We start from the raw sequence: 22,737 nt of genomic DNA, 5'->3' as shown, positions 1-22,737 counted from the left end.
GGCGGGAGGTTCCTTCAAGGGGTCAGACAAACCAGATCCAGGTCATCAGCGCGAACAGCGGCACCAGGATGCCGACCGACCAGAGCATGTAACCGAAAAAGCTGGGCATGCGGATGCCGCGGTCTTCGGCGATCGCCTTGACCATCAGGTTGGGCGCGTTGCCGATGTAGGTGTTGGCGCCCATGAACACGGCACCGGCGGAGATGGCCACCAGCGTGGGCGCCATGGTGGTCATCAGCGCCTGCGGATCGCCGCCGGCCGTGTTGAAGAACACCAGGTAGGTGGGTGCGTTGTCGAGGAAGGAACTCAGGGCGCCGGTGGCCCAGAAGTACATGGCCGGGTTGGGCGAGCCGTCCGCATTCGTCACGGCCCTGACCACCGCGCCGAACGGGCCGTCGACACCGGCCTTGAGCATGGCGATCACCGGGATGATGGTGAGGAAGATCGCGGCGAACAGCTTGGCCACCTCCTGCATCGGCCCCCAGGCGAACTGGTTGCTCTCGTGCACGCTGGACGGTGTGAGCTTGAGCGAGATGAGCGTGACCACGATCAGCCCGATGTCGCGCAACAGGCCCGGCAGGCCGACGTCGGTGCCCGCGATGTGGAACACCACGGGCGACTTCCACAGGCCGCTCATGAGCACGAGCGCCACGACCACACCCAGCAGCGCGAAGTTGAAGCCGCCGTCGAAACCCAGGCGCGCGGTGTCCGGCGTGGGGTCCTGCGGCTGGAGCTCTTCGCGGCGGTGGTAGTACCACCAGTCGATGGCGTAGAAGATCACCAGCAGCGCGCCGATGAGCGCCACGGTTTCCATCCACAGGTGAGCCATGGTCCAGAAGAAATCGATGCCCTTGAGGAAGCCCAGGAACAGGGGCGGGTCGCCCAGCGGCGTGAGCGAGCCGCCCGCATTGGAGACGATGAAGATGAAGAACACCACCACGTGCACCTGGTGCTTGCGGTTGTCGTTGGCGCGGATCAGCGGGCGGATCAGCAGCATCGACGCGCCGGTGGTGCCCATGAAGCTGGCGAGCACCGCGCCGATGGCCAGCAGGCCGGTGTTCAGGCCCGGGCTGCCATGCAGGTTGCCCCGCACGAAAATGCCGCCGGCCACCGTGAACAGCGCGGTCAGCAGCACGATGAACGGGATGTACTCGGCCAGCAGCGCGTGCACGACGCTGGTCCCTGCCAGGCCCGGACCCGCCACGATCGCGAACGGCACGAGAAAGGCCAGCGCCCAGGCGGCCGACACCTTGCCGAAGTGGTGGTGCCAGAAAGCCGGTGCCAGCAGGGGCATCAGGGCAATGGAGAGCAGGACGCCCGCGAACGGCACGCCCCACCACACGGACAGCTGGCTGCCGTCGAGATCTGCTGCCCGGGCCAGGCCGGGCAGCAGGGTGGCCGCCAGGCACAACCGGCGCAGGGTGGGTGATGTCATGTTGTCTCCGAAGCGCCTTCGCTGGGCGCGGTAGGGCGCCCATCAGAGCGCCGGCATGCCGTCAGACGGCCAGCAGGTCCACTTCGAACAGCAGCGTGGCGTTGGGCGGGATCACGCCGCCGGCACCGCGCGCGCCGTAGCCGAGCGCGGCCGGAATGACCAAGCGGCGCGTGCCGCCCACGGCCATGCCCTGCACGCCCTCGTCCCAGCCCTTGATGACGTGGCCGGCGCCGAGCGGGAATTCGAACGGCTGGCCGCGGTCCTTGCTCGAATCGAACTTGGAGCCCTGCACGCCATCGTTGTAGAGCCAGCCGGTGTAGTGCACTTGCACGGGACGGCCGGCCTGGGCCACTTCGCCGTTGCCGACCACGGTGTCTTCGTACTGCAGGCCGCTGGGGGTGGTGATCATGTTGTGTCCTTTGGAATGAAAAGTGGAACCGGCGATTATTCCAGCCAGTGGGTGAAGCTCTCGACCGGCTCGCGCGGTGTGTGGAAGCCGTTGACCAGGTGGCTGGGGTCGGCGTAGCCCAGGGCCATGCCACACACCAGCATTTCGTTGTCGCCGGCACCGATGTGCGGCAGGATGATCTTCGCGAAGCCGTTCCAGGCGGCCTGCGGGCAGGTGTGCAGGCCGTGGCCGCGCGCGGCGATCATGAGCGTCTGCAGGAACATGCCGTAGTCCACCAGCGAGCCCCGGCCCATGATGCGGTCCACCGTGAACATGAGGCCCACCGGGGCGTCGAACAGGCGGAAATTGCGCTGGTGCTGCGCGTGCATCTTGTCCTTGTCGCCTTTGGTGATGCCGAGCAGGCCGTACAGGCCCCAACCGTTCTCGCGGCGGCGGTCGATGTAGGGGCTGACCCATTTCTCGGGGTAGTAGTCGTACTCCTCGCGGTACTCGGCGGCCAGCGCCGGATCGGCGCGCAGCGCGTCGTGCGCGGCGCAGACCTTCTCCACCAGGCTGTCGCGGCTGGCGCCCTGCAGCACGTACACCTTCCAGGGCTGGGTGTTGGTGCCCGAAGGCGAGCGGCTGGCCAGCCGCAGCAGGTGCTCGATGGTCTCGCGCGGCACCGGGTCGGGCAGGAAGGCCCGGGTGGACATGCGGCTGTTGATCGCGGCATCGACGCTGGCGGCATCGATCAGGGGCGACGCGGGGTTCTGGCTCATCGCAGGGTCTCCAAAGTCTTCTTGAGGATGTCGGGCAGCGGCACGGGGCGGCGGGTTTCGCGGTTCACGTACACGTGGACGAAGTGCCCGCAGGCCGCGGCGGTCTCTTCACCGTCGGCGAACAGGCCCACTTCGTAGCGCACGCTGGAACTGCCCAGGTGCGCCACGCGCAGGCCGGCCCACACGGTCTGGGGAAACGCCAGCGGCGCGAAGTAGTTGCACTGGGTCTCGATCACCAGGCCGATCACCTCGCCGCCATGGATGTCGAGCGCGCCCTGCTCGATCAGGTGCGCATTGACCGCCGTGTCGAACCAACTGTAGTACACCACGTTGTTCACATGGCCATAGATGTCGTTGTCGCTCCAGCGTGTGCCGATGGGCCGGAACACCCGGTAGGCGCTGCGGGGCAAGGCTTGCGGACGCGGAGGTGGGCTGCTGGCGGTGCTCATGCCGGGGCATTGTGCCAGTGGGTTGATCCGGCAACCGCCGCCGCCCAGCCGCGCCAGCGCTGCCGGTACTGCAGCGCGGTGCGGTAGGTGTTGACCTGCACCTGCACCGTGGCCTCCAGGTCGTGGCCGTAGCCACCGCCCATGGCGATGGCCAGCGGCAGGCGCTTCTGCCAGGCCCAGTCCATCACCCGGCGGTCGCGCGCCTCCAGGCCATCGAAGCTGAGCTTGAGGCGCCCGAGCCGGTCGCCCTCGTGCGGGTCCGCTCCCGCCAGGTACAGCACCAGGCCCGGGTCGAAGCGGCGCTCCAGCTCACCCAGCGCCCGCTCCAGCGCGTCCCTGTAGGTATCGTCGTCGCAGCCATCGGGCAGCTCGACGTCGAGGTCGCTGGGCTCCTTGCGGAAGGGGAAATTCCTCGCGCCGTGCAGCGACAGTGTGAACACCGACGCGTCGTTGGCGAAGATGGACGCCGTGCCATTGCCCTGGTGCACGTCGAGGTCGATGATCGCGACCCGCAGCGGTCCCCGGGCGCGGTTCAGCCGCGCGTGCTCGGCCTGCATCAGGCGGGCCGCCACGGCGAAGTCGTTGAACACGCAGAAGCCACTGCCCTTGTCGGCATAGGCGTGGTGCGTGCCGCCGGCCAGGTTCGCGGCCAGCCCGGCACCGCCCAGGGCGCTGCGGCAGGCCTGCAGGGTGGCGCCCACCGAGCGGCGCGCCCGTTCGGCCATGGCCGGGCTCCAGGGAAAACCGATCTCGCGCTGCGCCGCCGGGCTCAGCGTGCCGCTGGCCACGGCCTCGATGTACGCCGGGGTGTGCACCAGGGCCAGCTCGCCGCGGCTCGCGGGCAAGGCCTCGAGCATCTGCACCTCGGGCAGCTCGGCCACCAGCCGCTCGCGCAGGCGCGCGTATTTCCCCATGGGAAAGCGGTGCCCGCTGGGCAGCGGCAGGACAAAGTGGTCGGCGTAGTAGGCGTGCACGGAAGGGAGATCGGGGCGAGGGATTCGGTCGGGCCGGGCCATTGTGGGCGCAGGACGATGCCGCAGTGCCACCACCGACTTTTAGAACACCGCATCTAGAATGCTGCGGCGCAACAAAAAGAGCTTGCACGTCCGCGGCATCTCCCTATAATTCGAGTCATGTTGCAGTGCAGCAAAGCGAACGAAAACAACAGCGTCCCGACAGCGCGGTGTTCTCAGCAGCCTTCAACTAAGCCCTTGTTTTACAAAGTTTAGGAGTATGAATATGTTGACCGCTGAACAAATCGTTGCCGCCCAGAAAGCCAACATCGAGACCCTTTTCGGCCTGACCCAGAAAGCCTTCGAAGGCGTGGAAAAGCTGGTCGATCTGAACGTGCAAGCCACCAAGGCTGCCCTGTCCGAATCCGCCAACAGCGCCCAGGCCCTGCTGAGCGTGAAGGACGCGCAGGAACTGCTGTCCCTGCAAGCCAACCTGATGCAGCCCCTGGCCGAGAAGACCGTGGCCTACAGCCGCCACCTGTACGACATCGCCGCCGGCACCGGCGCCGAGTTCGGCAAGGCCGCTGAAGCCCAAGCCAGCGACACCCAGAAGAAGTTCCTGGCTGTCGTGGACAACGCCGCCAAGAACGCTCCCGCCGGTTCCGAAACCGCCGTGGCCGTGATGAAGAGCGCCGTTTCCGCCGCCAACAACGCCATGGAATCGGTCCAGAAGGCCGTCAAGCAAGCCACCGAAATGGCCGAAGCCAACTTCAACACCGTGACCGCCTCGGCCGTGAACGCGACCAAGACGGCCGCCAAGAAGCGCTAAGCAGCACAGCACCGCGATCGTGCCGTTGATCGGCCCGCTTGACACACGTCAAAAAGGCCCCTCTAGTATCAAGTCACGGCGCGCTACCCCTCAAAGGCAGCGCTTGAATCTCAAGTCTGTTTTTCTGGTTGTCTCCTCGGGTCCTTTTCGAAATTCGATTTCATCGGACCCCTTAAGCCCTCACTGCAAGGTGAGGGCTTTTTTTATGGCCGGTTGGCCGGCAGGCGCCGGGCCAGCTGGGTGCGCAGCTGCGGCAAGGCCGCCTGCATCGCGGCCCGGCCCGCTTCGATGGCGCGCAGCCGCGCCGTGAAGTCCGCGCTGCCCACGCCCACCAGCGCGGGGCGCAGCACCACGTCGGCCCCCGCCAGTTCGTGGCGGTTGATGCTTTGCCCCATGATGGCGAAGGTCTGCAGCAGCACCTGCACGCTGCCGACCGCCGAATTGCCCTCGGGCGCGCTCGAGATGTCCACCGCCAGCACCACCTCGGCGCCCATGTCGCGGGCGTAGCGCACCGGCACCGGCGCCACCAGGCCGCCGTCCACATAGTCGCGCCCGGTGATGTTCACCGGTGCGAACACGCCCGGCACGGCGCTGGAGGCGCGCACGGCCTGAGCCGCGTCGCCCCGGCGGAACAGCACGCCCTGCCCGGTCGCCAGGTCGGTGGCCAGCACACCCAGGGGAATGGACATGTTCTCCAGCAGCTTGCCGCCCACGGCTTGGCGCACGTAGCGCGTGAGCGCCTCGCCGCGCAGCATGCCCCGGCCCATGATGGGCAGGGACCAGTCGGTCAAGGTGGCCTCTTCCATGCTGAGGGCCGTGGCCTCCAGCTCGGCGGCGGTCTTGCCGCTGGCGTACATCGCGGCCACCATGCTGCCGGCGGAGGTGCCCACCACCAGATCGGGGCGGATGCCGTTCTGCTCCAGCACCTGGATGACGCCCACATGGGCGAACCCGCGCGCGGCGCCACCACCGAGCGCCAGCCCCAGGCGGGGCGCGCGCGTGGGTACCTCAGGGGTTGGGGGAACGGTGGCAACCGGGGGGGTCTCCGGCAGCCGGCGTGGACCGCTGGAGCAGCCCGCGATCAGCAGGACGGCGGCCAGAATCCAGGCGGTTCGCGGCAAGTTGGGGCGTAAGTTTTTGATAAGAACCATTCTCGTTCGTGCTAGCATGCTCGGCGGAATTATCCCCTCGCCCACCGATCCGATCGACGGGGCGTCCCCCTCCTCTGCTCCGTTTCAAACCACCTCCAAGGACCGCGTCATGACCCGACTTCCCAAACTCGCCATGATGGCCATCGCCATGGCCGCCGCGCTGGGCGCCCATACCCAGATCCAGGCCCAGGACAAGGTGCTCAACCTGTATTCCGCCCGTCACTACCAGACCGACGAGGCCATGTACGAGACCTTCACCAAGACCACCGGCATCAAGATCAACCGCGTGGACGCGGACGACGCCGGCATCATCGCCCGCCTGCGCGCCGAGGGCGCGGCCTCCCCCGCCGATGTGATCATGCTGGTGGACGCCGCCCGCCTGGCCGTGGCCGACACCCAGGGCCTGTTCCAGCCGATCAAGTCGGCCAAGCTCGACGCCGCCATTCCCGCCAACCTGCGCGCCAGCGCCACCGCCGACGGCGTGACCTGGACCGGCTTTTCCACCCGCGCCCGCGTGATCGTGTACGACCCGGCCCGCGTGAAGGCCGAAGACGCCGCCGACCTACGAACAGCTCGCCGACCCCAAGCTCAAGGGCCTGGTCTGCACGCGCTCGGGCTCGCACCCCTACAACCTCTCGCTGTTCTCCACCATCGTCGAACACCTGGGCGACCAGAAGGGCGAAGCCTGGCTCAAGGGCGTGGTGGACAACATGGCGCGTGCGCCCAAGGGCGGTGACACCGACCAGATCAAGGGCGTGGCCTCGGGCGAATGCGGCGTGGCCTTGACCAACACCTACTACGTGGCGCGCCTGATCAAGTCCGACAAGGCGGAAGACAAGGCCGTGATGAGCAAGGTGAAGGTCATGTTCCCCAACCAGGCCACCAGCGGCACCCACGTGAACATCGCCGGTGCGGGCGTTGCGCAAGCACGCCAAGAACCGCGACAACGCGATCACCTTCATGGAGTTCCTGTCCAGCCCCTACGCCCAGGACTACTTCGCCAACGGCAACAACGAGTTCCCCACCGTCAAGGGCCTGAAGGTCGACAACCCGGCCATCAAGGCCATGGGCGGCGACAGCTTCAAGGCCGAGACCGTGCCGCTGGGCGTGGTGGCGAAGAACATGACCAAGGTGCAGCAAATGCTGGACCGCGTGGGCTATAAGTAAGAACACCCCCCGCCGCGCTTCGCGCGACCCCCTCAAGGGGGCAACATCTGCGGACCGGCGAAGCCGGATCCGCGATGTTCTGGACTTGAGGCGCTTCGGCTAAAGAAAAAAGCCCCCGTGTGAATGCATGGGGGCTTTTTCTTTTTTGTGGCGGTCAGTACACCTGAGGAACGTAGATCTCGCCGGGCACCTGGTGGCGCCGGTAGCCTTCGTGGCGCACGCGGTCGGGCAGCGTGATGGTGGCGCGCTCCACTTCGCCGTAGGGCATCTGCCGCAGCAGGTGGTGGATGCAGTTGAGGCGGGCCTTTTTCTTGTCGTCGGCCTGCACCACCCACCAGGGCGATTCGGGGATGTGGGTGCGTTCCAGCATCACTTCCTTGGCCTGGGTGTAGAGCTCCCAGCGGCGGCGGCTCTCCAGGTCCATGGGGCTGAGCTTCCACTGCTTGAGCGGGTCGTGGATGCGGCCCAGGAAGCGCAGGTGCTGTTCTTCGTCCGAGATCGAGAACCAGTATTTGATGAGCTGGATGCCCGAGCGCACCAGCATCTTCTCGAACTCGGGCACCGAGCGGAAGAACTCTTCGTATTGCTCGTCGCTGCAGAAGCCCATGACGCGCTCCACGCCCGCGCGGTTGTACCAGCTGCGGTCGAACAGCACCATCTCGCCCGCGGCGGGCAGGTGCGCGGCGTAGCGCTGGAAGTACCACTGCGTGCGCTCGCGGTCGTTGGGCGCGGGCAGCGCGGCCACGCGGCACACGCGCGGGTTCAGGCGCTGGGTGATGCGCTTGATCGCCCCGCCCTTGCCGGCCGCGTCGCGGCCCTCGAACACGATCACCACCTTGTGCCCGGTGCGACCACCCAGTCCTGCAGCTTCACGAGTTCGGCCTGCAGCCGGAACAGCTCGCGGAAGTAGGTGCGGCGCGCTTCCTTGTGTTTGGCCTCTTCATCGGCGTCCAGGGCCTGGTCCAGCACGCGGTCCTCGAGCTCCATCTCCAGCTCTTCGTCGTAACCGTCCATGAGGTCGGTGTGGATGCGGCGCATCAGCTCGTCCTGGCTGTCAAACATGTGGGCTCCATGATGGAAACAAAGTGCCCAGACTAGGGCACCCGCGTGACAAGGGCGTGACACGGGCATGTCGCATAATCCGGGTCGAATTGACGTTTACGTCAACGTCACATCCCCTCTCATCACACAGGAGCACACCCATGGACATTCAAGGCAAGGTATTCATCGTCACCGGCGGCGCATCGGGGCTGGGCGAAGGCACGGCGCGCATGCTGGCGGCCAACGGCGGCAAGGTCGTGATCGCCGACATGCAGGCCGACAAGGGCGAAGCCGTGGCCAAGGAGATTGGCGGCGCGTTCGTGAAGTGCGACGTGAGCAACGAGGCCGACGGCCAGGCGGTGGTGGCGCAAGGCCCTGTCCCTGGGCAAGCTCATGGGCCTGGTGAACTGTGCCGGCATCGCCCCGGCCGAGAAGACCGTGGGCAAGAACGGTGCGCACAACCTGGGCGTTTACACCAAGACCATCATGGTCAACCTGGTGGGCAGCTTCAACATGATCCGCCTGGCCGCCGAGGCCATGTGCAAGAACGAGCCCGAGGCCACCGGCGAGCGCGGCGTGATGATCTCCACCGCCAGCGTGGCGGCCTACGACGGCCAGATCGGCCAGGCGGCCTACGCGGCGTCCAAGGGCGGCATCGTCGGCATGACGCTGCCGATCGCGCGCGACCTGGCGCGCAACGGCGTCCGCAACATGACCATCGCCCCCGGCATCTTCGGCACACCCATGCTCTTCGGCATGCCCAAGGAAGTGCAGGACGCGCTGGCCGCCGGCGTGCCCTTCCCGAGCCGCCTGGGCACCCCGGAGGACTACGCCAAGCTGGCCAAAACACATCTTCGAGAACGACATGCTCAACGGCGAGGTGATCCGCCTGGATGGCGCGATCCGCCTGGCACCGAAGTAATCCCGAAACGGTTTCTTACGCCTCCATGGACCGCCAAGGCGGTCCATCCGCGTTTCTGGGATACGGTGGCCGTCTCGACAACGATCTTCAAGGAGCCATTGCCATGACACGCCTTGCCTGCCTGATCGCCTCGCTGAGCCTGCTCAGCGCCTGCGGCACACCCACCACCCCTTCCTCCTCTTCCATCCAGCAGCCCGAGGGTGCCTCGGGCCTCACGGTCAAACCGGGCTGGGCCTTCCCGCGCCAGGCCGTGGCGGCGGCCAACCCGCTGGCCACCGAGGCCGGCGCGCGCATCCTGCGCGCCGGCGGCAGCGCGGTGGACGCGGCCATCGCCGTGCAGATGGTGCTCACGCTGGTGGAGCCGCAGTCCAGCGGCATCGGCGGCGGTGCCTTCCTGCTGCACCACGACGGGCGCCGCGTCCAGGCCTTCGATGGCCGCGAGACCGCGCCCGCCGGGGCCAACGAGCAACTCTTCCTCGACGAACAGGGCAAGCCCCTGCCCTTCATGGTGGCCGTGGCCAGCGGCCGCTCGGTGGGCACCCCCGGCGCGGTGGCGATGCTCGCGCAGGCCCACCGCCAACACGGCAAGCTGCCCTGGGCGCGCCTGTTCGAGCCCGCCATCGCGCTGGCCGACCAGGGCTTCGCCGTCAGCCCCCGGCTGCACACCCTGCTGCTGGCCGAGACCGCGCTGAAGAACGACCCGGTCGCGGCCGCCTACTTCTACCGGCCCGACGGCCAGCCGCACCCGGTGGGCCATGTGCTGCGCAACCCCGAACTCGCGCAGGTGCTCAGGAACATCGCGGCCCAGGGCCCGATCGCCCTGCACGAAGGCCCGGTGGCCCAGGCCATCGTCAACAAGGTGCGGCAGCACCCGGTGCGACCCGGCAGCCTCAGCCTCGAAGACCTCCAGCGCTACCAGCCGCGCGAGCGCGAAGCCCTGTGCCACGACCACACGGCCGCGCAGCGCGCCTTGCGCGTCTGCGGCTTCCCGCCACCCAGCTCGGGCGCCATCGCGGTCGGCCAGATCCTCGGTCTGCTCGCGCGCACGCCGCAGGCCCAGGAGCCGCTGGTGAAACCCGCGATGGGCACCGCCCTGCCCTCGGCCGACTGGCTGCACAGCTACACCGAGGCCTCGCGCCTGGCGTTCGCCGACCGCGCGCAGTACGTGGCCGACCCGGATTTCGTCGCCGCCCCTGGTGGCCGCTGGAGCAGCTTGCTCGATGCGCGCTACCTGGACGAGCGCGCCCGCCTCATCAGCCCGAACGCCCGCATGCCGCAGGCGCCCGCCGGCGTGCCGGGCGGCGTGCAGGTGGGCTGGGCGCCCATGCCCGAGCAGCCCGAGTACGGCACCAGCCACATCAGCATCGTGGACGCCTACGGCAATGCGCTGGCCATGACCACCACCATCGAGGCCGTCTTCGGCTCGCGCCTCATGGTCACCACCGATCCGAGCCGCCCGGGTGGTTTCCTGCTCAACAACGAGCTCACCGACTTCAGCTTCGCTCCCCGCAACGCCCAGGGCCAAGCCATCGCCAACCGCGTCGAACCGGGCAAGCGGCCGCGCTCCTCGATGTCGCCCACCCTGGTGTTCGACAAGGCCAGCGGCGAGCTGCTGATGAGCGCGGGCAGCCCGGGCGGCGCGCTCATCATCCACTTCACCGCCAAGACCCTGCACGGCACGCTGCAATGGGGCCTGTCGCCGCAGGACGCGATCAACCTGCCCAACTTCGGCACCACCGGTGGGCCCTTGCTGCTGGAACAGAAACGGTTTGCGCCCGCCACCGTGGAGGCCCTGCGCCAGCGCGGCCACACGGTGGAGGAAGCGGACATGACCAGCGGCCTGCAGGCCCTGATGCGGGGCACGCAGCGCGGCCAGCGGGTGTGGCTGGGCGGAGCCGATCCCCGCCGCGAGGGCATCGTCGCCGGGGACTGAGCAACCGGGGTGCATCGGTCAGAATACCCCGGCGGCGATCCCCCCAGACCTTCATCCAGGAACTGCTCAACCGCGTGGACGTGGTTGACGTGGTGGGCCGCTACGTGCAGCTCAAGAAGGGCGGCGCCAACCTGATGGGCCTGTGCCCGTTCCACGGCGAAAAATCGCCCTCGTTCAGCGTCAGCCCGAGCAAACAGTTCTACCACTGCTTCGGCTGCGGGGCCAACGGCAACGCCATCGGTTTCCTGATGGAACACGCCGGCATGAGCTTCATCGAGGCGGTGAAAGACCTCGCCCAGCAGGCCGGCATGCAGGTGCCGGAAGACGAGGCCTCGCCGCAGGACCGCGAGCGCGCCGCGCAGCAGCGCCAGAAGCAGGCCACGCTCACCGACGTGCTCGAGAAGGCCGCGCAGGCCTACGCCAAGCAACTCAAGGTCTCGCCGCGCGCCATCGACTACCTCAAGGGCCGCGGCCTCTCGGGCCAGATCGCCAAGACCTTCGGCCTGGGCTACGCGCCCGAGGGCTGGCGCGCCCTGGCCAGCGTGTTCCCCGACTACCAGGCGCCCCTGCTGGTCGAGTCGGGCATGGTGATCGAGCACGAGGACGAAAAAGGCGCCGACGGCCAGGCCAAGCGCTACGACCGCTTCCGCGACCGGATCATGTTCCCGATCCGCAACGTCAAGGGCGAGTGCATCGGCTTTGGCGGGCGCGTGCTCGACAAGGGCGAGCCCAAGTACCTCAACTCGCCCGAAACGCCGGTGTTCAGCAAGGGCCGCGAGCTCTACGGCCTGTTCGAGGGCCGCACCGCCATCCGCGTGGCCGGCTACGCCCTCGTCACCGAAGGCTACATGGACGTGGTCGCGCTGGCCCAGCTCGGCTTCGCCAACGCCGTCGCGCGCTGGGCACGGCCTGCACGCCCGACCACGTGCAAAAGCTGTTCCGCTTCACCGACGCCGTGGTCTTCAGCTTCGACGGCGACGGCGCCGGCCGGCGCGCCGCGCGCAAGGCGCTCGATGCCGCCCTGCCCCTGGCCACCGACACGCGCAGCGTCAAGTTCCTGTTCCTGCCGGCCGAACACGACCCGGACAGCTTCATCCGCGCCAACGGCGAGGCGGCTTTCGCGCAGTGCGTGAAGGAGGCCGTGCCGCTGTCGCGCTTCCTGGTCGAATCCGCCGGTGCCGACTGCGACCTCAGCACCGCTGAAGGCCGCGCGCGCATGGCCAGCCAGGCGCGCCCACTCTGGAGCGCCCTGCCCGATGGCGCGCTCAAGCGCCAGCTCATCGGCGAACTGGCCGCCGGCATCGGCATCGGCAGCCCGGACCTGCTGCAGCTCTGGCAGCAGACCGGCGGCGGCCCGCGCAAGCCCCGGGCCGCCAGCCCGGCGCCCGCGCAGCCGGGGCACGACGCCGGTTACGACGGCGGCGGGGCCAGCGCGGCCTACACCTCGGACCCGGGCTACGACAGCGGCGCCGGCGGCGGTTACAGCAGCGGCGGTGGCGGCTACGGCGGTGGTGGCAAAACGCCACGGCGGCGGCGGCAAGGGCTTCGGCAAGTGGCGCAAAGGCCCGCCGCCCCCGCCCCGCATGCTGGGCACGCGCCGCGCGGGGGGCAGCCGGGCCGACCGCGCGGTGGGTCTGCTGCTGGCCAGCCCGCAGGCCTGGGACACGCTCTCGGCCGACGACCACGCCCTGCTGGCCCACCTGCCCGCGCCCCACGGCCCGGTGTTCGTCTGGCTGGAAGCCCAGCTGCACGAACACGGGCACCAGCCCTGGGCTGCGGTGCGCGAGGCCCTGCGCGGCCACGAACACGAGACCTTTGCCTGCGTCCAGGTCGAGCAGGCGACCCTGGGCGGCGACCCGAGCGCCGAGCTGTCCGAGCTGAACGACGTGATGCACCGCCTGCGCCGCGACGGGCTGGTGGAACAGGCTCGCCAGCTGGCCGAGCGCGTGGCCGCGGGAGATGCCAGCGCCATGGAGGACTACAAACGGGTCAACGCCCAGCTGCAGGCCCTCCAAAGCGACACGCCCGCCTGACAAAAAAACTTTGTCAGCGGTATAATCCAAGGTTTTGCACCGCAAGCGCGACAGCAGCACCTCCGGCACCGGCCCGGCCCCAGCAAGGGGCTAGATGGAACACCTTCCTGGCCGCCTCGGCGACCTCCCCGGCCCGACGGAACCCCGCAAGGACTGCACACCAAATGTTCGCCCCACAGCTTGCAGGCCTGCCCTTTCCGGCGAAAGGCAGGCGTTGTGCCCAACAAAATCACCGGAACGGACCGCGTCGCGCGGCCTTTCAGGCGTTTTTTGTGTGTTCTGCCGGCTCCAGTTCGACATTTTTTTGAGGTCCCCATGCCCGCGAAGAAATCCAGTACGTCCGTTGCGTCCAGCACCAAAACCGCCAAGAAGGCCAGCCCGCGCGCGGCCGCCCCGGTTTCTCCCCCGAAGAAAGCCCCCGCTGTGACCCAGAAGCCCCCCGTCAAAGCCGCCGCCAAGGCCGCGCCCGCCAAGAAGACCGCCGTGAAGGCCAAGTCCGAGGCCGAACTGCTCGAAGAACCCGCGAAGAAGAAGGCCGGTCGCCCGGCCAAGGCCGATGCGGGCGACAAGCCCGCGGCCAAGCGCGGCCGCAAGCCCAAGGCGGACGCCAAGGGCAAGGGAGGCGATGCCGACCTGGACGATGCCGACCTCAGCGACATCGAGGACGACCTGACGGGTGACGAGACCGAAGTCGAGGCGGTGGACACCACCGCCGCGCAGACGACCGAGAAGGTCAAACCCCTGCGCATGAAGATCAGCAAGGCGAAGGAGCGCGCGCTGATGAAGGAATTCGGCCTGGACGAAACCGTCCTGTCCGAAGAGGAAGCCCGCAACCGCCGCGAACGCCTCAAGACCCTGATCAAGCTGGGCAAGACGCGCGGCTACCTCACGCACGGCGAAATCAACGACCACCTGCCCGACAAGCTGGTGGAAGCCGAGACCCTGGAAGTGGTGGTCTCGCTGCTCAACGACATGGGCGTGGCCGTCTACGAACAGACGCCCGACGCCGAGACCCTGCTGCTGAACAACACCGGCCCGACCGCCGCCACCGAAGAGGAAGCCGAGGAAGAAGCCGAAGCCGCCCTGTCCACGGTGGACAGCGAATTCGGCCGCACCACCGACCCCGTGCGCATGTATATGCGCGAAATGGGCACGGTGGAGCTGCTCACGCGCGAAGGCGAAATCGAGATCGCCAAGCGCATCGAGGGTGGCCTCAACGACATGATGGCCGCCATCAGCGAGAGCCCGGCCACCATCGCCGAGATCCTGGTGATGGCCGAGGACATCCGCGAAGGCAAGGTCGTCATCTCCACCGTGGTGGACGGTTTCGCCGACGCCGACGAGGCCGATGACTACGTGGCCGAAGAAGACTTCGACGATTACGACGAAGCCGACGACGACGACGGCAAGGGCGGCTCCAAGGCCCTGACCCGCAAGCTCGAAGAACTCAAGCGCGAAGCCCTCACCCGCTTCGACAACATGCGCGCGCTGTTCGAGAAGCTGCACAAGACCTACGACAAGGAAGGCTACGGCACGCCGAGCTACCTCAAGACGCAGACGGCCATCACCGAAACGCTGATGTCCATCCGCTTCACCGCCAAGGCGATCGAGAAGCTCTGCGGCACCATGCGCAGCCAGGTCGACGACGTGCGCAAGAAAGAACGCGAGCTGCGCCGCATCATCGTGGACAAGTGCGGCATGCCGCAGGAAACCTTCATCAAGGAATTCCCGCCCAACCTGCTCAACCTCAAGTGGGTCGAGAAGCAGGCCGCCGCCGGCAAGCCGTGGAGCGTGATCATCGAGCGCAACATCCCGCCGGTGCAGGAGCTGCAGCAGGGCCTGATCAACATCCAGAGCAGCGTGGTCGTGCCGCTGGCGCACCTGAAAGACATCCACAAGCGGATGAACCAGGGCGAGTCCACCTCGCGCGACGCGAAGAAGGAAATGATCGAGGCCAACCTGCGCCTGGTGATCTCGATCGCGAAGAAGTACACCAACCGCGGCCTGCAGTTCCTGGACCTGATCCAGGAAGGCAACATCGGCCTGATGAAGGCGGTGGACAAGTTCGAATACCGCCGCGGCTACAAGTTCTCGACCTACGCCACGTGGTGGATCCGCCAGGCCATCACCCGCTCGATCGCCGACCAGGCGCGCACCATCCGCATCCCGGTGCACATGATCGAGACCATCAACAAGATGAACCGCATCAGCCGCCAGCACTTGCAGGAGTTCGGCTTCGAGCCCGATGCGTCCATCCTGGCCGAGAAGATGGAGATGCCCGAGGACAAGATCCGCAAGATCATGAAGATCGCGAAAGAGCCGATCTCGATGGAAACCCCCATCGGCGACGACGACGATTCGCACCTGGGCGACTTCATCGAAGACCAGGCCAACACCGCGCCCATCGAGGCCGCGATGCAGGCCGGCCTGCGCGAAGTGGTCAAGGAGATCCTCGACAGCCTCACGCCGCGCGAAGCCAAGGTGCTGCGCATGCGCTTCGGCATCGAGATGTCCACCGACCACACGCTGGAAGAAGTGGGCAAGCAGTTCGACGTGACGCGCGAGCGCATCCGCCAGATCGAAAGCAAGGCGGTGCGCAAGCTCAAGCACCCGAGCCGCTCGGACAAGCTGCGCAGCTTCATCGACACGCTGTAAGCGGCGGTCGGTCACAAAAAGGGAGCCACTGGCTCCCTTTTTTTCTGGGTGGCGCACGCCTCAGGCTTCGCGCGGCCGCACCACCAGTTCCGGGAAACCGGTGGCGGGGTCGGCCTCGCGCGAGAAACGCCATTCGGGCAGCAGGCCCAGCAGCACCTCGGCCGTGGTGCGCACGCGGCAGCCCGGCACCACGTGGCCGCCGAAGACGGCACCGCTGGCGGTGGACACGGCCATGTGCAGGTGCGAGTGGCTGCGGCCCTCGCCGTCCACCCCCACCGTGCCCGACAGGCTCAGGATCTCGCTGTCACCGTCCAAGGTCTGGGCCTGGTCCACGCCCGCGAAGCGCAGGCGCGCATCGCTCAGGCTGCCGATGCCCGAGATCACGAACGCGGCCTCACAGCCCTGCTCGCGCACTGCCGCCTCCAGGGCCGAGCGCAAGTCCTGGCCGGGAGTGAGGCGGAGCGGCAGGGTCTTCATCTCGTTCACGCCGACTCGTCCACTTCGGCACCCAGGTCCCCCGCAATCAGCTTGAACTGCTCCAGCGCGGCTTGCAGGTCTTCCACGATTTCCTGCGCAATCACATCGGGTGCCGGCAGGTTGTCGCTGTCTGCCAGCGAATCGTCCTTGAGCCAGAAGATGTCGAGGCTGGCCTTGTCACGGGCCATGATGTCTTCATAGCTGTAGTCACGCCACCGCCCCGTCGGCTGTTCGGCGCTCCAGGTGCCAGGCGCTGGTTGCGGTTGGCCATGTTGTAGAGCGCCACGAACTCGTCCAGGTGCTCGCGCCGCAATGGATTGGTCTTGAGCGTGAAGTGCTGGTTGGTGCGCAGGTCATAGATCCACAGCTTCCGTGTCCAGGGCGTTTCGCTGGCGGGCTTCTTGTCGAAGAACAGCACATTGGCCTTGACGCCTTGTGCGTAGAACAAACCTGTGGGCAAGCGCAGCAGGGTGTGCAGGTCGCATTCCTGCATCAAACGACGGCGAATGGTTTCGCCCGCCCCGCCTTCAAAAAGGACGTTGTCGGGCAGCACCACCGCCGCGCGCCCGTTCGTTGCGCAGCAGCGTCTTGATGTGCTGCACGAAGTTGAGCTGCTTGTTGCTCGTGGTGGCCCAGAAGTCGTCGCGTTCGATGATGTCTTTTTCCGTGCTCGTGCGGCCGTCTTCACCCACGATCACGGTGCTGCTTTTCTTGCCGAACGGCGGGTTGGCCAGCACCACGTCAAAGCGCGCGCCGGGATCGGCGCCCAACGCATCACCCACCACCACCGGCACCGACTTTTCGGATCCGATGCCGTGCAGCATCAGGTTCATCGCACACACGCGCGCCGTGGCCTGCACGAGCTCGTAGCCGGTGAAGGCCTTTTCCTTCAGGTGTTTGAGCTGGTCGCGTGTGAGATTCTTGTGGTGCGCGGTGATGTGGTGGTGCGCGGTGAACAGAAAACCGCCCGTGCCACAGGCCGGGTCGCAAATCGTCTCGCCCGGCCGCGGGCCGATGCAGTCCACCATGGCCTGAATGAGCGCGCGCGGCGTGAAGTACTGGCCCGCGCCGCTCTTGGTGTCTTGTGCATTGCGCTCCAGCAGGCCCTCGTAGGCATCGCCCTTCACATCCGCGCCCAGGATGGTCCAGGTTTCCGCGTCGATCAGGTCCGCCACCACGCGGCGCAGCTTGGCCGGGTCCTGGAACTTGTTTTGGGCCTTGGCAAAGATCAGGCCCAGCGTGCCGCGTTCCAGCCCGAGGCGCTCCAGGGTGTGGCGGTAGTGGTCAAACAGTGCGTCGCCATCTCGTGCCAGCAGCTCGGGCCATCCATAGCCCTTGGGCACGATGCTCGCCTGGTTATGCGGCGGCTGGCTGCGCTCATGCGCCATCTTGAGAAACAGCAGATAGGTCAGTTGCTCCACATAGTCGCCATAGCTCATGCCGTCGTCGCGCAGCACATTGCAGTAGTTCCAGAGCTTCTGGACGAGGGAATGGGTGTTGTTGTTCATGCTCAAGCAAAAAATGAAATCTGACTCAGACGCGCAAGGGCAGTCTCTTCGCGCTCCGGGTCGCTCAGGAGACCGGGCAAGGCATTGGTGAAGGTTGGCAAGGCCAGCAAATTTGCCACCGACCGGGCGATATGCAACCGCACATTGTCGGGCGCGGCCTTGACCTCCTTCACAAGGGCTGCACGCCCCTCCACCACGGTCATGATGTCCTCCAGATCATGGCTCACAAACACATCGTTGCGACCGCGATCCTTGAAGGCTTCGAACTTGGTGCGCAGGAAGTACGGCGCCGAAAGGTGCCGTAGAACCAAACCGTCTTCCCCTGTGGCCTGCTCCGCCGATTCGAAGCCCGCCCGGTACCACGGGTTGGCGAAACCCAGCACCTTTTCGTCCAGCGGGGCCAAGTCCAGTTGCAGGCGGTTCCAATACCAGCGAAACGGTGGCGTGTTGTCCGCCATGGTCTGCTTGAAGCCGCGTTGCGCCAAGTGCTCGGCCAGCTGGTGGTAACCCGCCAGTGACGTGACTTCCACGATGGCGTCCACATCTTCGGTGGGCCTCACGTCCATCAAGCCTGGGTTGTCGATGAGCAGCCCCGTGGCGCAACCGCCTACGAACACCACCTGCTCGCACAGTGGACCCATCGCGCGCGCCATGGCCATCAACAGCGCCAGATTCGGGTCAGCCACGCGGCGAATCCTTTTGCGGCGTGGGCGCACTCGGGTCGATCAAGGCCTGCAGCCGCTCCATGGCCATGTTCCGCTCGCGCGCCTTGCCCACGCGCAGAGCATCGAACAGCGCCAGCATGTCGTACAGCTTCGCGTCCTGCATGGCGGCAAAGGGCACAGAAGGGTGCAGCGGCTCCACCCCCATGCCGCGCACCGATCCGTTCGGGTGCGGCCAGACAAAGTCTGTGCTGCCGGGTGCGAACACGCCGGCAAACGCGGGCGCGCTGTGGCTCGTGGGCACCCCGACCGCCAGCGGCAGACGCACGCCGGGAAAAGCGTACTTGGCCCCGTGCAGGGCGAATTCCGCCAGCGCCTGGGCATGTACGCGCACCGGGTTATCCGGCAGCCCGACATCTTCTTCCGAGTGCACCGCACTGCGGCGCACCCGTTTGCGCGTGACCCGATAAATGCCCTGTGGCTCCCGCAGCGCTTGGGCTCCCGCGCCGGCCGCGCCCGCGAACGAAGCCGCCGAAGCGCGGTTCTGCAGCAGCAACCCGGACAGCAAACCCCGCTTTACCGAAGCATGGGCTTCCGAAGCGCTCAGCCCCAGCTCCTGCGCCAGGCGCGCATACGTCCAGCGCTGGTCGCCCCAAGCCACGAGCTTGAGGGCGACGAGAAAATCCTGGGGTTTGAGCTGCATTTGTTCAATATTCTCGATTTGCGAATATAGAATTTAACAGCCAAACGGCTTTTCCGCAAGTCGACACGGCAGGCCGTCAGGGATACAGCACCAGATCGCCCACCACCTGGATGACCTTGGCCTCTTCCAGACGCCGAGACAAGGCGTCCGCGTCTTCGGCCGTCGCTCCCTGCCCCACGATGGACTTCAGGTGGCGCAGCAGAGAAGTGAGCTTGATTGGGCGGTTCTTCCCCATCTTGGCCAAGGACGCTTTCGCCCGCGCCAATACCTTGTCCGCTGGAGCGGGCGTTGTCTGGGCCGTTGCCTGCACCGCAGACGCCGGCATTTTGGTCACCGCTTTTTTCGCCACCGCCGTCTTGGCAGGCACCTTCTTGGCCGGTGCCTTTTGCGCAGCAAGCTTCTTGGCTGGTGGCGCCACTTTCTTGGCCGGTGCGGCCTTCTTTGCCGTGACCTTCTTCGCTGGCGCGGCCTTCTTGGCGGCAGGCGCCTTCCTGGCCTTGAACCCCACCCGCGTCGCTCTGAACTCCAGCAACTTGGCGTGACCGAGCATCGAGTCATAGCCCTTGTCGTTCGCCACCACCACCAGGTTGGCCTCCGGGTGTTTGGCGGCCAGGTAGCCCAGGTAGAACGACAAGTGGAAGTCCAGCGCGTTCTTGCCCTTGCCTGAGTGCGGCACCAGCGTCACCCGCTCATGCGCCGCCTTCAGTTGCTCGGCGCGTTTGGTCTGGTTCGGGCCATGAAACAGCCATACATCGGTGAGCTTCGGCGCGATCTTCAACAAGTCTTCCATGCCGGGCTGAACATTTTCGAAGTCCACCAGCAAGTGTTGTTCTTTCATGTTGTCCCCCTGGTGGCCAATCGGCTTCGGCACGCCTCGCACAACCGTTGTTTACATCATCCTTGCTTGCTCTCAGCTTCTTGCAACTCTTTCAGCGTTCGCCCGCGGGAGTCTTTCCAAACAGTCCGGCCATTGGTCACGCTCCCCAGCACCATATCGGACGCCGCTGAAGGAGACGTAAAGGCAAAATCCTGAGCAAACCTGTAGCAGCTCTCGTCAGGCACCAGTACGCCGTTCGCGATCAGTTCATCACGGCGCCGAACGCTTCCCGGGAAAGTCTGAAACGAAGGCGTGACGACCTGCACTGCCTGTGAGCCTTTTTGCACCACAAAGCCTTGGCTCGACTCAAACCCAGCAGCTGAAACGCCCTTTGCGCTGCATGTCATCAACGTTCCAGCCTCATAGATGACCTCTCGTCCAGCGTCAGGTACTTCAGCTGGCGGGACCGGTCTCGGAGCAACCTGTTCGAACGCATGCACCCCCAACACCGGCAGCATGCCCAGAATGTGATCCAGAAACACCAACATGTCCGACCGGTCCGCCTCGCTCAGGCTGGGCTCGCTGGGATAGTTGCCGTTGTCCAACGGCACGCGCTTGGCCGCGCGGGCCAGCGCGATCAGCCGCGCCTCCAGAAACTGCACATGCGCCTTGTTCATCAACCCACCCACCGCCACGAAACCAATGGCGCGGGTCCAGAAGTCTTTCTGCGCGTAGTGGCTCTCCAGCCGGGGGCGAATGGGGTCGCCCTCGCCCACGTACAGCAGTTCACCCTCGCCGTCCGGCCGCGGGCCGAGCAGCAGGTACACCCCGGTCTGCTGCAATTCGGGCCGGGCCTTCACCTGCGGCAGCAAGGCCCGCGGGAACACCACGGCGCGGGCGCTGGCGTTGAAGCGCTCGACGATGCGCAGGCCGTCAGGATCGCCGTCGGCGACGAAGATGCGAAGGGAGAAAGGCTGAGTGTTGGCTGTCATCCTAGTCCAGCGCAGCAATCGGTATCGCAATGGCCTGCATCGCACGACTGTTCGCTTCGTAGACCTTGCTTTGCATCAACGCCCTCATTGGCACCCGGCGGTTGCTGTAGTGCGCTTCTCGATGATGGTTGGGACAAAGAGCAATGACGTTGGTTTCGCCATCCCCGCCTTTCTCAGACAAGGGGATCACATGATGAGTTTCCAAGAAAATTCGGCCGTCATATTTCACAAACCCAAGCGCACCACAGAATTCACATAGCCCAGCGGCTCTCCGAAGCACACGCTTCCGTATTTCAGCACTGCGAACAAAGACCTTTCCGTTTGCATCGCGCTGCTCCGGAGAGTGATAGTGATCACCGGGGACCTCGTCAAACTGATCAGTGAAGCGATCTGGCTCAGCACCACGTGTCACGACGCAAGCACCAGTTGTCTGATCGTAGAAGGTAATGGCCCATGGCTCGGGGTCCAACGCTCTTCGATAAACGTGGGAAGGCTCCGCATCAGGATCTTCTGCCGTTCTCATTTCGCCTTGGCAAACAATCACACGAATCGGCATCTTGGTCCTTGCTGACTGCTGAATACAGCGGTCCATTCTGGACGCTCGACGCTCCCAAGTCTTTCGTCCGGCTCTTCCCATGTCGATACCGAACTGACGTGGATTGATTTCCTGGCGCAATGTCTCGCCCTGCTCTTTCATCGAGTCAAACCAAAGATTTAGAACGACAACCTTGCCTGGTTCTACGAACGCCCATTCGTAACAGTACTTCGGATTGCTCGCGGCGCGTTCCGGCTTGGGGCCACTCTTGAAGTTTGACCAATCAGACACGTTCACCCCAGCTTCGCGCACAAGGTCAATAACGCGGCGATGTCCTTTTGGATCCACTTCACTCAATATGTTTGACATCTGCTCTTTCAAGTTGCATGAACTCAAGGCTACCCTTCAGTGTGCCCAACCAAGCTCCCGCAGCAAAAAACCCAAATTGTGTAGGCACAACTCTGCGTCCTCTTCAACGGGCAACCGAAGCGACCTAGAGACCTGCTCATTCGACTTGCCGCGCACATGCAAACGGGCCAACAATTGACCGACCCAAGCCGCACATTGCTTGGACGGGTTCACAGTTTCCATGGCCTTTGCCAGTGCCGCCAAGTCTTTGCCAGCAAAAGCCGAGTCCCCCGTGTCTGCAACCAGCCAGCGAGACAACACGACCGTCATCGCATTACGGCATTGATCGATGACGGAGACAGGTGTTTCACGGAACGCCGAATCCAGCACACGGTCCACCGCTGACCTGACAGCCGCTCGATCCGCTTCAGGAATGGCGGAGAGTGCGAGTTCGGGCAACACACCGAATGCACTCAGCGCCTTGAGTGTCAACATGACATCGTCACCGAGCACCATCTCCGCTTGGATCACCCGCCAAGCCGATGAGCCACGCACCTGCCCGATGAGCAACGTTTGTCCGAGGCCGCCATTCGGCATGTGCAGCACAGCGGTGCAAGGCATGTAGGTGTACAGCCTGCGAGTACGCCCACCGCCCGCCACGGAACGGAGTGCGTTCTCAATAAGTGGATGGCCTGCCGTAAGCACGGACTCTGGTTGGCTTTGGCTCTGAGGCTGAAATAGCCGCCCACGGCGTACTCGAGTCACCGTGTCAAAACTGTCCTCCCGGAACACCCAGGCAAACGGATCAGAAAACAAGCCTTTGGGTGGTGCGCTCCAGTCCTCGGGATTGGTGATCAACTTGGCCTGGGAGAGAAGCGGTGGAGGCAAAACGGCAAACTGCGGCGCACTGGCGCCTTCATATACATGGCCGGTATCGCTCTCAAACCCGATGCGCATAGT

Annotated in this window: 18 protein-coding genes and 4 pseudogenes; 6 read left to right on the top strand and 16 right to left on the bottom strand. The window is 65.8% G+C overall.

Translation table 11 applies throughout. The annotated features are described in order from the left end of the window. Positions 1 to 22: 22 nt before the first annotated feature. The 5 genes from ACFJGX_RS14080 to ACFJGX_RS14060 form a co-directional block, all read right to left on the bottom strand. Positions 23 to 1,435: a sodium:proton antiporter gene (locus tag ACFJGX_RS14080; protein ID WP_382320565.1), complete on the bottom strand. Its 1,413-nt coding sequence runs from the start codon at positions 1,433 to 1,435 to the stop codon at positions 23 to 25. Between the two features lie 61 nt (positions 1,436 to 1,496). Next, positions 1,497 to 1,844 (bottom strand): FKBP-type peptidyl-prolyl cis-trans isomerase, encoded by a 348-nt coding sequence (locus ACFJGX_RS14075; protein WP_066271574.1) that lies wholly within the window; start codon positions 1,842 to 1,844, stop codon positions 1,497 to 1,499. 35 nt (positions 1,845 to 1,879) lie between these two features. Then, positions 1,880 to 2,602 (bottom strand): nitroreductase, encoded by a 723-nt coding sequence (locus ACFJGX_RS14070; RefSeq protein ID WP_382320567.1) that lies wholly within the window; start codon positions 2,600 to 2,602, stop codon positions 1,880 to 1,882. Continuing rightward, on the bottom strand, positions 2,599 to 3,051 hold the full coding sequence (locus ACFJGX_RS14065) for a thioesterase family protein (protein ID WP_291116178.1): 453 nt from the start codon (positions 3,049 to 3,051) through the stop codon (positions 2,599 to 2,601). Before ACFJGX_RS14065 ends, ACFJGX_RS14070 begins: the two co-directional genes overlap by 4 nt. Further along, the gene (locus ACFJGX_RS14060; protein ID WP_382320569.1) at positions 3,048 to 4,025 is read right to left on the bottom strand and encodes a histone deacetylase; all 978 of its coding nucleotides are present in this window, start codon (positions 4,023 to 4,025) and stop codon (positions 3,048 to 3,050) included. The genes ACFJGX_RS14065 and ACFJGX_RS14060 overlap by 4 nt, the downstream gene beginning before the upstream one ends. Positions 4,026 to 4,290: 265 nt before the next feature. Between ACFJGX_RS14060 and ACFJGX_RS14055 the strand changes: the two genes are divergently transcribed. Continuing rightward, entirely contained in the window at positions 4,291 to 4,833 is a 543-nt protein-coding gene (locus ACFJGX_RS14055) for a phasin family protein (RefSeq protein ID WP_204733310.1), read from the top strand. 203 nt (positions 4,834 to 5,036) lie between these two features. Here the strand turns inward: ACFJGX_RS14055 and ACFJGX_RS14050 are convergent, their stop codons facing one another. Then, entirely contained in the window at positions 5,037 to 5,954 is a 918-nt protein-coding gene (locus ACFJGX_RS14050; RefSeq protein ID WP_382326397.1) for a patatin-like phospholipase family protein, read from the bottom strand. Between the two features lie 139 nt (positions 5,955 to 6,093). On the opposite strand from ACFJGX_RS14050, the pseudogene ACFJGX_RS14045 reads away from it, so the two are divergent. Then, positions 6,094 to 7,151, top strand: a pseudogene (locus ACFJGX_RS14045) (extracellular solute-binding protein). Between the two features lie 154 nt (positions 7,152 to 7,305). Here ACFJGX_RS14045 and ppk2 read toward each other — a convergent pair. After that, positions 7,306 to 8,213 (bottom strand): annotated as a pseudogene (ppk2, locus tag ACFJGX_RS14040) (polyphosphate kinase 2). A gap of 140 nt (positions 8,214 to 8,353) precedes the next feature. Here ppk2 and ACFJGX_RS14035 point away from each other — a divergent pair. The 4 genes and pseudogenes from ACFJGX_RS14035 (at position 8,354) to rpoD (ending at position 15,735) form a co-directional block, all read left to right on the top strand. Continuing rightward, positions 8,354 to 9,114 (top strand): annotated as a pseudogene (locus tag ACFJGX_RS14035) (3-hydroxyacyl-CoA dehydrogenase). A gap of 103 nt (positions 9,115 to 9,217) precedes the next feature. Beyond that, positions 9,218 to 11,047 carry a gamma-glutamyltransferase family protein gene (locus ACFJGX_RS14030; protein WP_382326395.1) on the top strand — a complete coding sequence of 610 codons (1,830 nt, stop codon included), beginning with the start codon at positions 9,218 to 9,220 and terminating at the stop codon, positions 11,045 to 11,047. Between the two features lie 23 nt (positions 11,048 to 11,070). Next, positions 11,071 to 13,080: pseudogene (gene dnaG / locus ACFJGX_RS14025) on the top strand (DNA primase). A 315-nt stretch (positions 13,081 to 13,395) separates the two neighbouring features. Next, positions 13,396 to 15,735 (top strand): RNA polymerase sigma factor RpoD, encoded by a 2,340-nt coding sequence (gene rpoD, locus ACFJGX_RS14020; RefSeq protein ID WP_382156779.1) that lies wholly within the window; start codon positions 13,396 to 13,398, stop codon positions 15,733 to 15,735. A gap of 60 nt (positions 15,736 to 15,795) precedes the next feature. Here the strand turns inward: rpoD and ACFJGX_RS14015 are convergent, their stop codons facing one another. From ACFJGX_RS14015 to ACFJGX_RS13975, 9 genes are all read right to left on the bottom strand, one after another. Next, on the bottom strand, positions 15,796 to 16,212 hold the full coding sequence (locus tag ACFJGX_RS14015; RefSeq protein ID WP_382325651.1) for a PPC domain-containing DNA-binding protein: 417 nt from the start codon (positions 16,210 to 16,212) through the stop codon (positions 15,796 to 15,798). Between the two features lie 100 nt (positions 16,213 to 16,312). Continuing rightward, positions 16,313 to 16,768, bottom strand: a complete 456-nt coding sequence (locus tag ACFJGX_RS14010) for an N-6 DNA methylase (protein WP_382326393.1) — start codon at positions 16,766 to 16,768, stop codon at positions 16,313 to 16,315. Next, positions 16,740 to 17,720, bottom strand: a complete 981-nt coding sequence (locus tag ACFJGX_RS14005; protein ID WP_382326391.1) for an N-6 DNA methylase — start codon at positions 17,718 to 17,720, stop codon at positions 16,740 to 16,742. Before ACFJGX_RS14005 ends, ACFJGX_RS14010 begins: the two co-directional genes overlap by 29 nt. A 2-nt stretch (positions 17,721 to 17,722) precedes the next feature. Then, a complete protein-coding gene (locus ACFJGX_RS14000; protein ID WP_382326389.1) occupies positions 17,723 to 18,406 on the bottom strand; it encodes a hypothetical protein in 684 nt (227 codons plus the stop codon). Next, positions 18,399 to 19,085 (bottom strand): hypothetical protein, encoded by a 687-nt coding sequence (locus ACFJGX_RS13995; RefSeq protein WP_382320576.1) that lies wholly within the window; start codon positions 19,083 to 19,085, stop codon positions 18,399 to 18,401. Before ACFJGX_RS13995 ends, ACFJGX_RS14000 begins: the two co-directional genes overlap by 8 nt. Positions 19,086 to 19,161: 76 nt before the next feature. After that, positions 19,162 to 19,923, bottom strand: a complete 762-nt coding sequence (locus ACFJGX_RS13990; RefSeq protein ID WP_382326387.1) for a PIN domain-containing protein — start codon at positions 19,921 to 19,923, stop codon at positions 19,162 to 19,164. A 56-nt stretch (positions 19,924 to 19,979) separates the two neighbouring features. Beyond that, positions 19,980 to 20,894 (bottom strand): GIY-YIG nuclease family protein, encoded by a 915-nt coding sequence (locus ACFJGX_RS13985; protein ID WP_382326385.1) that lies wholly within the window; start codon positions 20,892 to 20,894, stop codon positions 19,980 to 19,982. Position 20,895: 1 nt separating this feature from the next. Then, positions 20,896 to 21,810, bottom strand: coding sequence for an HNH endonuclease (locus ACFJGX_RS13980; protein WP_382320584.1), 915 nt, complete (start codon positions 21,808 to 21,810; stop codon positions 20,896 to 20,898). Positions 21,811 to 21,834: 24 nt separating this feature from the next. Next, entirely contained in the window at positions 21,835 to 22,734 is a 900-nt protein-coding gene (locus ACFJGX_RS13975) for a hypothetical protein (RefSeq protein ID WP_382320586.1), read from the bottom strand. Between the last annotated feature and the right edge of the window lie 3 nt (positions 22,735 to 22,737).

This window comes from Hydrogenophaga sp. UC242_50 (assembly GCF_042697355.1).
GTDB lineage: Bacteria > Pseudomonadota > Gammaproteobacteria > Burkholderiales > Burkholderiaceae_C > Hydrogenophaga.
This window is presented reverse-complemented; position numbering and strand designations above follow the sequence as displayed.

Coding starts and splice junctions, on each gene's coding strand:
- ACFJGX_RS13990 (WP_382326387.1), bottom strand. CDS start 19,923: ATGAAAGAACAACACTTGCTGGTGGACTTCGAAAATGTTCAGCCCGGC.
- ACFJGX_RS13995 (WP_382320576.1), bottom strand. CDS start 19,085: ATGCAGCTCAAACCCCAGGATTTTCTCGTCGCCCTCAAGCTCGTGGCT.
- ACFJGX_RS13985 (WP_382326385.1), bottom strand. CDS start 20,894: ATGACAGCCAACACTCAGCCTTTCTCCCTTCGCATCTTCGTCGCCGAC.
- ACFJGX_RS14080 (WP_382320565.1), bottom strand. CDS start 1,435: ATGACATCACCCACCCTGCGCCGGTTGTGCCTGGCGGCCACCCTGCTG.
- ACFJGX_RS14070 (WP_382320567.1), bottom strand. CDS start 2,602: ATGAGCCAGAACCCCGCGTCGCCCCTGATCGATGCCGCCAGCGTCGAT.
- ACFJGX_RS13975 (WP_382320586.1), bottom strand. CDS start 22,734: ATGCGCATCGGGTTTGAGAGCGATACCGGCCATGTATATGAAGGCGCC.
- ACFJGX_RS14055 (WP_204733310.1), top strand. CDS start 4,291: ATGTTGACCGCTGAACAAATCGTTGCCGCCCAGAAAGCCAACATCGAG.
- ACFJGX_RS14030 (WP_382326395.1), top strand. CDS start 9,218: ATGACACGCCTTGCCTGCCTGATCGCCTCGCTGAGCCTGCTCAGCGCC.
- ACFJGX_RS14065 (WP_291116178.1), bottom strand. CDS start 3,051: ATGAGCACCGCCAGCAGCCCACCTCCGCGTCCGCAAGCCTTGCCCCGC.
- ACFJGX_RS14015 (WP_382325651.1), bottom strand. CDS start 16,212: ATGAAGACCCTGCCGCTCCGCCTCACTCCCGGCCAGGACTTGCGCTCG.
- rpoD (WP_382156779.1), top strand. CDS start 13,396: ATGCCCGCGAAGAAATCCAGTACGTCCGTTGCGTCCAGCACCAAAACC.
- ACFJGX_RS14075 (WP_066271574.1), bottom strand. CDS start 1,844: ATGATCACCACCCCCAGCGGCCTGCAGTACGAAGACACCGTGGTCGGC.
- ACFJGX_RS14005 (WP_382326391.1), bottom strand. CDS start 17,720: ATGAACAACAACACCCATTCCCTCGTCCAGAAGCTCTGGAACTACTGC.